Consider the following 12,533-nt stretch of genomic DNA (forward strand, 5'->3'; position numbering starts at 1 on the left):
CATACCGCTCGGCTTGCATGTGTTAGGCCTCCCGCTAGCGTTCATCCTGAGCCAGGATCAAACTCTCCATTGTATGTTTGTCTGACTCGCTCAAAAAAAATTGACGCTCTAGTTTTTCCTTACTTTTTTGGTTGTTATTTGTGATGTCAATGAACTTTGTTCTCTCCGCTAAAAAGGACCGGGGAAAGACGCCCCTTGTTCCGATTTGCGGTTGCAAAAGTAGAAACTTTTTTCCATCCGGCCAAACTTTTTTTTAAAAATTTTTGAAATATCGTCTAACTGTCTTTGTTTCAGCTTGAAAAATTTCTTAAACCATTAAATCCGTCTGCCCTCGTATGTCATATCTCTTCTGCGCTCCCCATGTTCTCTCGATTAGGGACTGCAAAGATATAAACTTTTTGGAAAACACAAAATAAAAGATAGAAAAAATTTGTGTAAAAGCGGCAATTACGAACTAACTAGCTGATTTTTAAATCCAAAAAAATCAATTCCAATAAATAAGAAAGCTGGTTGTAAACTGGACTTCACACACCGTCATTCCAAATTCATCAATAATCGCCCATTCCTTGTGCACATATTATTCAGAAAATCTTTAATCGCAGCACTATCCTGAGCATGATCAAAAAAAAATCGATAACCTCAAGATATATTCCCGATAACGATCTCAATTATGGGTGCTATTTAAACAAAATAAAAAAATCCCAGCCATTAAAAGGCCGGGATTGGAGAATTATTAAATAAACTTTTATTTATTTAGCTGCTTATTTAGGTTGATTGCATCCTGATAATTTGGATTCAGCTGAAGCGATTTTGTAAGATAATCCTTTGCTTTCGGTAAATCATTGTCTTTTACCAGGAGGGCAACTGCAAAATAGGCGTAGGACAAGGTGAGCTTGTTTGGCTCTAATTCCTCAGGTTTTACAGTAGCTATGTATTTATCATAACTCGAAATATATTTTTCGTAGGCGGCTACAGCAAGCTCACTTTGGCCGGCGTGCTGATAAGCTAAACCTTGACTGTAATATGCCGGAGACCAATCCGGAAGCAGGCCACTCATTTTTTGCCATGATAAAATCGCTCCATTCCAGTTTTTCACATCCTCGTATGCTTTGGCCAACATATACAGTGAATTGGTATCTTGAGGATTTGCCAGAACTGCCTTTTTCAAGGATTCAATTTGTGGGCTTGTTGGACCTGCATCAACGACTGCCTGGGTGATGCTTCCTCCTCCCTTAATTTTCATCAGTTCCTCATCCCACTTCATGGTTTCATCCTTCGCAGCTTTAGCAATCGCTATTTTTTGCTGCGATTCCGCTTGTAACGCGGCCTTCTTGGCAGGGTCTGTTTCTTTTTGGGCCAAACCTGCGGCAATTAATCCTTCAAGGCCTTGGTCAGCCGGCAAAACCCTGGAGGGGTCTGCTTTTGATACGAATAAGTCCAGGTTGGATTTCGCACCGGCATAATCACCATCTGCGAAAAGCAGGTAAGCTCTCAATTTGTATTTAATTAAATCGTCAACTTTATCGAACACCTTATCCAAGTATAGTTTTGAATTCTGATAATCCTCGTTGGTGAAGAACAATTTTGAAATTTCCAACTGAGTATCTGGATCTTCATCCGCATATTTTGCGTAATTGATCAAATCTTGGGTTGCCAACGCGTTTTGTTGATATTTGATATCATATCCGGCTTTTGCTTTATAAGCAGGAGCAAAAGTGGGGTCGGTCGCGATTGCACGATCTATGCTTTCTTTTGCTTTTTGCCACTGCTGCGCCTGCATCCACAATGTGCCAATTCTGGTATATACTGATGCTTTGTTCTTCGCTGTTGGAAGTGCTTTTTCATAAGCAGTCATCGCTGCACCCGCTACTTGTGGACTATTGGTGACTTTCAATCTGTAAGCATCGCCCAAAACGTAATAATAGTTTGCCGGTGTACCATTTTTTGCGGATTTCTCTACTGCTTTGTTCAAAAGATCAATTGCAAGGTCCGCATTTGCAGATCCACCAAAAAGCGTTAATGCTTCTGCCGCTCGGAACAGTACTTCTGCATCTTTCTCTCTGGAATCCTTTACAATATTCTGGATTTCGGTTATGGCGGACTTGTCACCTTTCCCTAGCCTCACGGAAGCTAATCCAATTCGGTTCAAGTAGCTTTTTTTATCTATGGCCAAACCTTTGTTGAATTCTTCAGTTGCTTTGTCAAAGTTTGGCTCAAACTGAGTTAAGTACGAGTTGCCTAAATAAAAATAATTTTCAGCAGTTGCAGATTTCGCCACCATATCAGTGAAAACCTGTCTTGCTGCTGCATACTTGTGACTATCCGCATTCGCAATCCCCTCCTGCAAAGTTTGAGCAAAGACAAAGCCTGATAAGAAGCTTGCCGCAACTCCGAGAGTAATTTTTTTAGTTAGATTCATTATATCTTTCATTTTAATTTGTTGAAATTTTTAAAACACGCTTTACTATAACCCAATTTTTGTACCAAAAAATTAAGAATCGCAAATTTAAAGAAAAGTTTTAAGAAAATATTAGCGCATCTGAACTTCACGCTGGTAGAGATTGTATTTCTGCAGACCTTCTTTCTGCACAATCATTTGTCCAAGCTGAGTACAGGAATATCTGATAAATCCGTTTGCCAGGTTAAAGTTTGCTTCACTGGTCAAGAAATAAAGTACCCGTGAAAATGGATATTTCATCTCGCGCAGATTTTCAATATTGGGTTCATAAAGTTGTCCTTTGTCCTCAACCGGCAGTATTCTGATCATAGAGCGAAGCGACGTGGCATCTTTTCCATAAGGACGGGAAATCGTGTTTAAGCTGATCACCCCAATTTTATCTGGATGCCTGGATAACTGCTTCGCAACGTTTTCATTTCCGCTGATGATATTGAACTTTAGGTCACTTGGTGATTTCCCCAGTTTCTGGGCAATAAAATTCAGGTTACTACTATTGGTTCCATCAAAAATAAAAGGCTTTTCATCTGATTCTAGACCCTGGTTGATTTGGTCCATTGAGAGTTTCTCGATTTTGGAACTTTTCGGAACGATAAATACCACCGCGTCCACCGCAAATCTTGCCGGCAAAAGTTCCAGATCAATTTTATTTTTGAAGGCTTCTTTTTCTTTTTCGGAAAGATCGCGCGACATGACGATGATTTTCGCCTTACCATTTAGCAAATCCAAAAATGCCAAATCTTCTTTTTGGGTAACAACTTTTAATTTGGTTTCTGGATAACTTATCATATATCCCTCTGCCAAAGCCTCTGTGACACTTTTAAAAGATTCATCTGTGACAATGGTCAACTCACCTTCGTTATAGGAAGGTGTTTTGATTTCAGATTTCTGGCAACCGGCAAAAAAAAGGAACAGAGCGGTTAATAACAGACTAGCTTTCATCGCCTCTACTTTTTATTCGGTAAATAGCCCTGATTATTCGAAAGGATCCATAAAGCAATAATAAACCGCCTAAACCGTAAGCAATGGGTGCTTCAAGCTGTCCGAAAAACCAGCTTTTGACTATCACGAAAACGCCTAAAACGATATAAAGGATTCCCGCAAGTAATGATAACCAATTAAACATTATGAAAACAAATATATTAAAAAATGTAAAAAAAGAGAAGCAGATGCTTCTCTTTATGCAATTTACTACTATTAAAAATTATTCAATACGCATAGTAAGCGGTAATCTGTAATATGAACGAACATTTTGCCCGTTGATTTTAGCAGGTGTCCATTTTGTTTTAATGGACTTCACCGTTCTTACCGCTTCAGCATTCATCGCTGAGTTAGATCCTGTAGCTTTCACATCACTGATACTACCATCTCTTTCTACTACGAACACTACTGAAGATTTAATTTCTCCTCCACCACTGTCTGCAAGACCCTCAGTATCAAAACCGCTCATGATTTTACCTCTGAAAGCATTGAGTCCTCCTGGGAATTCTGCTTGCTGTTCTACATCGGTATAAATCTGCGTTTCGGAAACCGGAGGTTTCACTTCTACTGTTTGTGTCGCATTACCTGTAGATGGAGGTGGTGGCGGCGGTGTGTAGCTTGGTGTCTTCACTCCTTCCTGATTCACCAAACCTGTAGTGGTTTCCAACTGTTTCGAAATTGGCGGTGGTGGTGTTTCCACTTTTGGCGCTTTCACCGGTTCCGGAACCACGTTTTGGATAATCTCCTGTTTTGGTTCTTCTTTCGGTGGTGGCGGTGGTGGTGGCGGTTCATCTTTTGGCTGCTCAATGATCTGTTCTTTATCTGGAAGGATATCGATCAAATTAGCATTTACCTCTGTAGTTTCCTTTGCATTCATCTGCTTGATCTTCATAATCACAAATGGTGTGATTGCAGCAATACAAAATACCACAGTTCCGAGAATAAATGCTTTCGTGAGCATTTTCCTATAGTTAGATCTGAGATCATAGGCACCATACTCCTTATTTCTATGCTCAAATACAATTTCATCCAGTGTTGGAGTACTATTGTAATTATTATCTTCTGCCATTTTTCTTACTTTAAAAAATTAAGAGTAAATATTCTTATTTAGTTGGCGGGCTTACTGCAGCAGTCTCTCCCACTTTCTGTTTGTAAATGGCCTCTTCCCATGGCTTGATATCGGTAATCCCGTAAATCTCGTTCTTGGTTATTGCCATTTCATCTAGAATATCTACAAAGTTTTTATATACGGCATCATCCGTTGGTTTAATAATGACAGTAAATTTGTCTTTATCTTTCGCATTGGCTTTTGCCTGCTCGATTACTTTTGTAATCCCTTCTCTGTCAAAAGTTGTTTCCTTAAGGTTTTCAGCAGTAAGTCCTGCTCTATCCAACTGGTGATAGAAAATTCTGTTATCTTTTCCTATAATAATAGAAATGGAATTCGTTAAGTCTATTTCTGTTGGTTCAGGTTTAGGAGCATCCGGTTTTGGTTTAGCCGGAAGTCCCAGATCCATTACATTCGGTTTATTGAAGGTAGTTACCAACATGAAGAAGGTGATCAAAAGGAACGCCAAATCCACCATTGGGGTCAAATCCACGTGTGGCACCTGCTTTTTCGAGCGTACCTTACCGCCTTTCCCGCTGTTGTCTTTTACTTGTACTTCTGCCATTTCTTAATTATTTGGGGATACTTCCTGACTTGTTATTAACCAGAATTTCAGGAAATCAATATCTCTTAAACCTTCAAAAAGTGATTTCACTTTCGGATATTTAGTCTCTACATCTCCTTTTATTGCCAGCTTGTAATCAGGATTTACCGCTAGACTCTGCTGCACCCAGTCAATAAGCTGTCTGTTAGTGCTGTCCATTGGGATGCCTGTTTTGCTCTTATATGCCTTTCTATCTTCATCGCTTAAATCAAGGAAACCTTTCATTTGGTTCATTGGGACACCAATCGACTGTACGTTTGCGAATGCAACCTTTTCTTTGTCGGTAAATGTCATGCCATATTTCTGACCCATTTTATCCAGCAATGCCATCCTTTCACTTGCATTTTCCACTGGTGTAAAATAGAATCTTCCGTCGGTGGTGCTGAGAATGGTCATCAAACTCGCATCAGGAAGCAGTTTTTCAGAAATTGAAGATGGCGTTTTGATTGTCTCGACGTCAGGTTTTGCAAACTGAGCCGTGAGGATAAAGAACGTAAGGAGTAGGAAGGAAACGTCCGTCATAGCGGTCATATCCACCCTAATATTATGTCTTTTTGGTTTGACTCTCGCCATTATTTATCTGTTAATTAATTGAACTTCTAATTTTTTTTATTGGAGGTTTTTTTATTAGAAAAGTTAAACCTTCCGAATACTTGCAAAAACTCCTTAGTGGAACTCTGCAAATGATTGCTGAATTGACATTGCGATCTCGTCGATCTTAAACGTCAGTCCGTCAATTTTAGAAGTAAAGAAGTTATAGATAATAATCGCAACCGCAGAAGTACCAATACCCAAAGCAGTATTTACAAGTGCTTCAGAGATACCGATTGAAAGCGCTGCAGAGTCTGGGGTACCACCACCTGAACCCAAAGCGTGGAACGCCTTGATCATCCCGATTACCGTACCAAGAAGTGCAACAAGGGTTGCAACTGTACCAAGAGTTGAAAGAATCATCATGTTTTTCTCCAACATTGGCATTTCAAGCGTTGTAGCTTCCTCAATTGACTTGTTAAGTGAAACCATTTTCTGCTCCTTGTTCAAAGAGGTATCGTGTGCCAATGCCTTATAAGTGGTTAACCCTTCTTTTACCACATTACCTACTGAACCCTGCTGAGCATCACACTCTTCCAAAGCCTCATCGATTCTGTTTTGGTTAAGAAGCGTTCTAACTTTTGACACGAAGTTATCAAGATTTCCAGCGCCAGAAGCTTTTCTAAGAACGAAGAAACGCTCAATTGCGAAAACGATTACAATAATCATGAAAGAAATCAGGATCGGTACGATCGGCCCTCCCATGTAGATAATTCCTAGGAATCCATCCGGATGAAGCTCTTTGGCTTCCACATCAGAGAATGATACTGATGATAAACCGCTCAGTCTCGGATCTGCCTTAAAATTACCTGGACTTCCCAAAACAAATAAATAAATAGCAATCCCGATAAGGATAAGAATCGGAATTATAAGAACAGGATTTAACCCACCCATCTTTTTAGCAACTACTTGCTCCTCGTTGTTTGAAACATTCATTTCCATACTAAAACTAAATTATAATTGTTATTTTTTAAAATTTTCAAGGTGTAAAATAAAGTCAAAATATTCAATAATGCAAGTATTTACACCTTAACAAAATCATTTTTTTTGTCGTTAAGAAACCTTAACATTGCATTATTATTAATAAATAAATTCAAATTTGATAATAATAGCCGATTTTAAAAATAGTCTTAAAAATTCAAAAGAAATACCCCCTTTTTTTTACGACAGATTTACATTTGTTTTTAAAATATTTTTTTTCAGTGGACAATATTAATGATTTTTTTTGGAACGATTATGATTTTTTTTGCCGAATTTCCCGCCAAATGACTGATAGTTCGCTCATCTTTCATCGCAATTTCCTCGATTTCCTTAGTGGACAAATCTGCCGATAATTCAAGTTTGAACCTCATCTTTCCATTAAAACTTACCGGATATTGAATGGCGTCCTGCTCCAAATATTTCTCATCAAAAACAGGGAATGGCTCGAACTCGATTGAAGTGGAGTAGCCGAGCTTTTCCCAAAGTTCCTCCGCGATATGTGGCGCGTAAGTGGAAACCAAAATTGCAAAAGGTTCCAAGATCTTTCTTTTGTTGGTTTTCAGTTTTTGAAACTCATTTGCCGCAATCATGAACTGTGCCACCGAAGTGTTGAAAGAAAAGTTTTCTATGTCTGAAATCACCTTTTTAATTAGGCTATGCAACACCCGCAATTCCTCTTTCGTAGGTTCCTCCTCTGAAACATTGAACGTGTCCCCATCAAAATACAGATTGTAGAATTTTTTCAAAAACCCGTAAACCCCGCTCAAACCTTGCGTATTCCATGGTTTGCTTTGTTCCAATGGACCTAGAAACATTTCATACAACCGAAGACAATCTGCACCGTATTCTTCACAGATATCATCAGGATTAACGACATTATACTTGGATTTGGACATTTTCTCGACTTCCCTTTCGGTGAGGTATTTCCCATGTTCAAGAATGAATTCAGCGTCATTAAATTCAGGCCTCCAGTTCTTGAATTTTTCAATATCGAGTTCATCCGAAGCTCCATTTAGTAAAGAAATATCTATATGGATTTTCTGAGTCCGGTACTCAGTCGCCAAATTTTTGGAGACAAATCTATTGGTCCCCTCAATTCTGAAGACAAAAGCGCTCATCCCTAAAATCATTCCTTGATTGATCAGTTTCTTGAAAGGCTCATCATGATTAATATACCCTCTGTCCTTCAAAAACATATTCCAGAAACGGGAATAGAGCAAGTGACCGGTTGCGTGTTCGCTTCCACCGATATACAAATCCACCTGTCCCCAATAATCAGTGAGGTTTTTGTCGGCAAATACCTCATCGTTTTTCGGATCCATGTACCTTAAGAAATACCAAGAACTTCCTGCCCAACCCGGCATTGTGGAGAGTTCCATCGGGAAAACTGAAATATGATCGATCAATTTCGTGGAAACCACTTTTTGATTGTTTTCATCCCAAGCGAAATTTTTTGCATTTCCCAATGGCGGATCGCCGTCCTCGGTTGGCAGATACTTTTCAACTTCCGGCAATTCCAGCGGTAGTGCGGAAACCGGCAAAGTATATGGCATTCCATCCTTATAATATACAGGAACCGGTTCTCCCCAATATCTTTGGCGAGAGAAAATAGCATCTCGCTGCCTGTAATTCGTGGTTCCGTGACCAATTCCGCGGTTTTCAATCTCGCCAATGATTTTTGTTTTGGCGGTCTCGTAATCCAGTCCATTCAAAAATTCCGAATTGACACAGACCGAATCTTTCGAATCGTAAGATGCTTCCTGAATGTCGATATCATTTTTAATGACATTCACAATGTCCAATCCAAATTTCTTTGCAAAACGGTGGTCACGTTCGTCATGTGCCGGAACTGCCATTACAGCTCCAGTTCCGTATCCCATCAAAACATAATCCGAAATATAAATTGGAATTTGCTTTTCTGTAAACGGATTAGTAGCAAAACTCCCTGTAAATGCGCCGGAAACATTTTTCACATCCGCCATCCGATCGCGTTCGGTCTTTTTGGATGTTTCCTCAATATATTGGTCAACTTCAGTTTTTTGCGAAGGAGTTGTGATTTTTTCAACCAAAGGATTTTCCGGGGCTAGAACCATGAAGGTGGCTCCAAAGATGGTGTCGGGACGCGTGGTGAAAACCTCAACAACTTCCTGCTCTTCCCGATGCGCTGTAGCCGGAACCTCAAATTTTACTGACGCTCCCTGCGATTTCCCGATCCAATATTCCTGGGAATCTTTCAGCGGTTGCGGCCAATCAATTTTATCCAAACCCTGCAACAACCTTTCGGAATATGCGGTAATTCTCATGCTCCACTGCATCATTTTCTTTTGGAAAACCGGGAATCCACCACGTTCAGATTTTCCATCTTTCACCTCGTCATTCGCTAAGACTGTTCCCAATGCGGGACACCAATTCACGGTAGTTTCAGCTCGATACGCCAATCTGTAATTCAACAGAATATCCTGCTTGTCCAGTTCTGAAGCATTCTTCCATTCTTCAGCCGAGAAATTGAGCGCATCATTTTGGACAGCCGATAAACCGGCAGTTCCATTTTGTTCAAAATATTGGATCAAGGTATCGATTGATTCTGCTTTGTCAGTGGCTTTATTATACCAAGAGTGGAAAAGCTGGATAAAAATCCACTGCGTCCATTTATAATAGGAAGGATCAGAAGTTCTTACCTCCCGGTTCCAATCGAAAGAAAAACCAATCTTTCTCAATTGCTCCTCATATCTCGTAATGTTTTCCTGGGTAGTGATCGCGGGATGCTGACCAGTCTGTATGGCGTACTGCTCCGCCGGAAGTCCGAAGGAATCGTAACCCACTGGATGCAACACATTGAAACCCTGATGCCTTTTGAACCTGGCGTAAATATCTGACGCAATGTATCCGAGCGGATGTCCCACGTGCAATCCCGCACCGGAAGGATATGGAAACATGTCCAAAACATAGAATTTTGGTTTGGTGGTGTCGTTTTCAGTTTTATAGGTTTGATGGTCTCCCCAATATTTCTGCCACTTTTTCTCTATCGCTTGATGGTCGTAAAACATTCTCTTCGAATTAATTTATAATGAATAATTTTAGTAGTCGCAAATTTAAGGTTTTGGAATGAGAAAATCTTTCAATTTATCACCGGATGATTTCAAACGCTGAATGAGTATATTTGCAGAAACACTTTCGATGGCCGAAGTTTCCATTATCACTCCATGTTATAACTCTTCCAGATTTCTTGAAGAAACCATTCGATCGGTGCTGAACCAGACTTTCACCGATTGGGAATGGCTTATTACAGATGATCAATCCAGCGATAATTCGGTAGAAATCATTAGAAAAATCAATGACCCCAGAATCATTCTAAGCATCACCGAAAAAAACGGCGGCGCCGGTCATGCACGCAATTTGTCTTTAGCGAAAGCAAACGGAAGATACATCACCTTCCTGGATGCTGACGATTTCTGGGAACCCAACTTCTTGGAAGAAATGGTAGCTTTCATGAAGAACCAAAACGCGGAGCTTGCCTACTCTAATTATGCAAGATGTGATGAACATCTGAAACCTAAAATCGGAGATTTTATCGCCAACAAAGAAGTGACTTTCCATAATCTGCTGAAGACTTGCAGATTGTCTTTGTTAAGTTCCATGTATGATTCCCAAAGAGTTGGTAAAGAATTTTTTCCGGAGGGGAATAAACGGGAAGACCATGTGATGTGGCTGAATTTGCTGAAAAAAATCCCTGTCGGAAAACCGCTTCCGAAAACTATGGCGAAATACAGGATGCATCCATCGAGCATTTCCCACAAGAAAAGTCATATAATGAAAGAACAATATCTGGTTTACAGAGATTATATGAAATTCTCTACTTTAAAATCCATGTACTACACCGCAAACTGGGCAATCAACGGGTTTATGAAGTATTCTAAGATTTTCAATTAAAACGCGATCTGCAATTTCCACCATGGAGATTTAGGCATTCGATGAATTTGCCCAAATACAGGACTTTTTACAAGACCCCTTTGTCAGCAAGGATTTTCTGCACCACGTAATCTGTTGCATTCGGTTGGGAAATGATGAATCTTTCAGCATGTTCTCCCATTTTTTTCATCAGGGTTTCATCGTTTAAGACTTGCAGAATATAAGGTGCGGCAAAAAACTCGTCTTCAAAGGATTTGCCACCATTTTGTGCAATGAGCTCGTCTGCTTCTGGATTTTTTTCATACTGGTCGCCAAAGAAAACCGGGATTCCAAATGTGGCTGCTTCCAGAACATTGTGAAGCCCTTTCGTGTGAAAACCGCCTCCAACAACCGCAATATCGCCGTAGGAATAAAGTTTGGAAAGCAAGCCAATACAGTCAATAATCAAAACCTGTGCATTCAAAATCGCCACACTTGAAGAATTTGTGATCTGCGAATACAGGATCGCATCTGGAAAAATCTTCTTCAGATGATCCACGCGTTTCAAATCGTGCGGCGCAATAATCAATTTCACATCCCGGTTTCTACTGGCAACCAGCTCAGCGAGTCTTTCTTCCGATTCCCACGAACTTCCGAAAACGATGGTTTTCTTGGACTGTTTAAAATCGTCAATATACTCCACAAAATTATCGCGCTCCCGCAGTTGCTTTACCCGATCAAAACGAGTATCGCCCGCTGTGGAAGATTTTTTCAAACCAATTTCTTTCGCCAATGCCGAAGAATGTTTCGTCTGATGGAAAATCCAGTCCACATTTTGGTCCAGCTGTTTCACAAACCAACTTCCATAAGCCTTAAAGAAAACTTGCGTCTCCCTGAAAAGTGCAGAAACCACATAAATTTTGGCGCCCCGTTTTTTCAATTCGCCCAAAAGATTGTACCAAAATTCATATTTGATGGTGATAAAGATATCGGTATTGAAATTCGACATGAAATCCACAATCCACACCTTCAAATCAAACGGAAGGTAGCAAACCGCATCAGCAATATGGTCTTTCTTGATCACGTTATCATATCCGGAAGGCGAAAAAAAGGTAATCAAAATCTTATGTTCGGGAAATTTCACCTTCAATTTTTCCAAAACCGGGAGACCCTGTTCATATTCTCCCAAACTTGCGGCGTGCATCCAGATCACCTTATCTTTCCGCGAGAATTTTTCATTTACGATTTTGCAGCTCTGCCTCCTTCCCGCCAAACCTTTCTTCAATTTATAATTAAAGACCGCGCCGATTTTCATGGCGGAAATCAAAAGGGAGATGAATATGTTGTATAGGAATTGCACTTGATGTGATGATGATTTAATGCGATAATGTGTAGATGCGGAAAAACGCCAAATTAATCTATGCTTTTTTTCTTCGAAAGCAGCTGCGAATATATCAATATTCCCACTACAAATAAAGCGACCAAACCTAAAACATAATCCGAAATAGGGCTCAATCCATCCATTTTATGTAATGAAACCTGAACACTTTCATAAGTGATGACGGCAAAAATCACCATCGCCAAAGCATTCAGAACATCCACAATAATTCCGGTAAGCTCTCGGTTTTCCTTAATGCTGTTGGGCAGGTTGAGAAATATCGATTGGGGATTCCGTGACAGATAAAACACGAAAACATACATTAAAGTTGAAATTCCGACCAAAAGCCAATTCATGCTTTTTGGACCAAATCCGTCCGCTTTTCCACCGATTCCAAAATGGACGGGAACCGTTTCCGGCAGCTTTGCATAAGTAATCCAGGTGTAAACCCAAATGAAAACCAAAAGGAAAAAGGCAATGATTTTTAGAGAAAATGAAATGTTTTTGAGCATAAAATTTTACTTTTTCCGATTGAAAATCCGTGTAA

General features: G+C 39.9%; 10 protein-coding genes and 1 rRNA gene. 1 reads left to right on the forward strand and 10 read right to left on the reverse strand.

Annotated elements, in window-relative coordinates; genetic code table 11:
• From ACM44_RS12625 to leuS, 8 genes are all read right to left on the reverse strand, one after another.
• Nucleotides 1-73, reverse strand: a 16S ribosomal RNA gene (locus ACM44_RS12625); the annotation flags it as partial.
• Between the two features lie 672 nt (nt 74-745).
• Nucleotides 746-2,431 (reverse strand): tetratricopeptide repeat protein, encoded by a 1,686-nt coding sequence (locus tag ACM44_RS12630; RefSeq protein ID WP_083993731.1) that lies wholly within the window; start codon nt 2,429-2,431, stop codon nt 746-748.
• 99 nt (nt 2,432-2,530) lie between these two features.
• The gene (locus tag ACM44_RS12635) at nt 2,531-3,397 is read right to left on the reverse strand and encodes a PstS family phosphate ABC transporter substrate-binding protein (RefSeq protein WP_048500414.1); all 867 of its coding nucleotides are present in this window, start codon (nt 3,395-3,397) and stop codon (nt 2,531-2,533) included.
• Between the two features lie 262 nt (nt 3,398-3,659).
• Entirely contained in the window at nt 3,660-4,505 is an 846-nt protein-coding gene (locus ACM44_RS12645; RefSeq protein ID WP_048500416.1) for an energy transducer TonB, read from the reverse strand.
• Between the two features lie 34 nt (nt 4,506-4,539).
• Nucleotides 4,540-5,109 (reverse strand): ExbD/TolR family protein, encoded by a 570-nt coding sequence (locus tag ACM44_RS12650; protein WP_048500417.1) that lies wholly within the window; start codon nt 5,107-5,109, stop codon nt 4,540-4,542.
• A 3-nt stretch (nt 5,110-5,112) separates the two neighbouring features.
• Nucleotides 5,113-5,721 (reverse strand): ExbD/TolR family protein, encoded by a 609-nt coding sequence (locus ACM44_RS12655; RefSeq protein WP_048500418.1) that lies wholly within the window; start codon nt 5,719-5,721, stop codon nt 5,113-5,115.
• A 93-nt stretch (nt 5,722-5,814) separates the two neighbouring features.
• A complete protein-coding gene (locus ACM44_RS12660; protein ID WP_048500419.1) occupies nt 5,815-6,681 on the reverse strand; it encodes a MotA/TolQ/ExbB proton channel family protein in 867 nt (288 codons plus the stop codon).
• A 257-nt stretch (nt 6,682-6,938) separates the two neighbouring features.
• Nucleotides 6,939-9,767: a leucine--tRNA ligase gene (leuS, locus tag ACM44_RS12665; RefSeq protein ID WP_048500420.1), complete on the reverse strand. Its 2,829-nt coding sequence runs from the start codon at nt 9,765-9,767 to the stop codon at nt 6,939-6,941.
• A gap of 130 nt (nt 9,768-9,897) precedes the next feature.
• Here leuS and ACM44_RS12670 point away from each other — a divergent pair, with 130 nt between their 5' ends.
• Nucleotides 9,898-10,650 carry a glycosyltransferase family 2 protein gene (locus ACM44_RS12670; RefSeq protein ID WP_048500421.1) on the forward strand — a complete coding sequence of 251 codons (753 nt, stop codon included), beginning with the start codon at nt 9,898-9,900 and terminating at the stop codon, nt 10,648-10,650.
• Nucleotides 10,651-10,717: 67 nt separating this feature from the next.
• Here ACM44_RS12670 and ACM44_RS12675 read toward each other — a convergent pair whose 3' ends face one another.
• Entirely contained in the window at nt 10,718-11,968 is a 1,251-nt protein-coding gene (locus ACM44_RS12675) for a 3-deoxy-D-manno-octulosonic acid transferase (RefSeq protein ID WP_048500422.1), read from the reverse strand.
• A gap of 53 nt (nt 11,969-12,021) precedes the next feature.
• A complete protein-coding gene (locus ACM44_RS12680; protein WP_048500423.1) occupies nt 12,022-12,498 on the reverse strand; it encodes a DUF1648 domain-containing protein in 477 nt (158 codons plus the stop codon).
• Between the last annotated feature and the right edge of the window lie 35 nt (nt 12,499-12,533).

The sequence above is a fragment of the Chryseobacterium koreense CCUG 49689 genome (assembly GCF_001045435.1).
GTDB classification, from domain to species: Bacteria; Bacteroidota; Bacteroidia; order Flavobacteriales; family Weeksellaceae; genus Kaistella; species Kaistella koreensis.

What these genes read in the sequence shown, in the direction of transcription:
- ACM44_RS12630 (WP_083993731.1), bottom strand. Translation starts at nt 2,431, where the DNA reads ATGAAAGATATAATGAATCTAACTAAAAAAATTACTCTCGGAGTTGCG.
- ACM44_RS12635 (WP_048500414.1), bottom strand. Translation starts at nt 3,397, where the DNA reads ATGAAAGCTAGTCTGTTATTAACCGCTCTGTTCCTTTTTTTTGCCGGT.
- ACM44_RS12645 (WP_048500416.1), bottom strand. Translation starts at nt 4,505, where the DNA reads ATGGCAGAAGATAATAATTACAATAGTACTCCAACACTGGATGAAATT.
- ACM44_RS12650 (WP_048500417.1), bottom strand. Translation starts at nt 5,109, where the DNA reads ATGGCAGAAGTACAAGTAAAAGACAACAGCGGGAAAGGCGGTAAGGTA.
- ACM44_RS12655 (WP_048500418.1), bottom strand. Translation starts at nt 5,721, where the DNA reads ATGGCGAGAGTCAAACCAAAAAGACATAATATTAGGGTGGATATGACC.
- ACM44_RS12660 (WP_048500419.1), bottom strand. Translation starts at nt 6,681, where the DNA reads ATGGAAATGAATGTTTCAAACAACGAGGAGCAAGTAGTTGCTAAAAAG.
- leuS (WP_048500420.1), bottom strand. Translation starts at nt 9,767, where the DNA reads ATGTTTTACGACCATCAAGCGATAGAGAAAAAGTGGCAGAAATATTGG.
- ACM44_RS12670 (WP_048500421.1), top strand. Translation starts at nt 9,898, where the DNA reads ATGGCCGAAGTTTCCATTATCACTCCATGTTATAACTCTTCCAGATTT.
- ACM44_RS12680 (WP_048500423.1), bottom strand. Translation starts at nt 12,498, where the DNA reads ATGCTCAAAAACATTTCATTTTCTCTAAAAATCATTGCCTTTTTCCTT.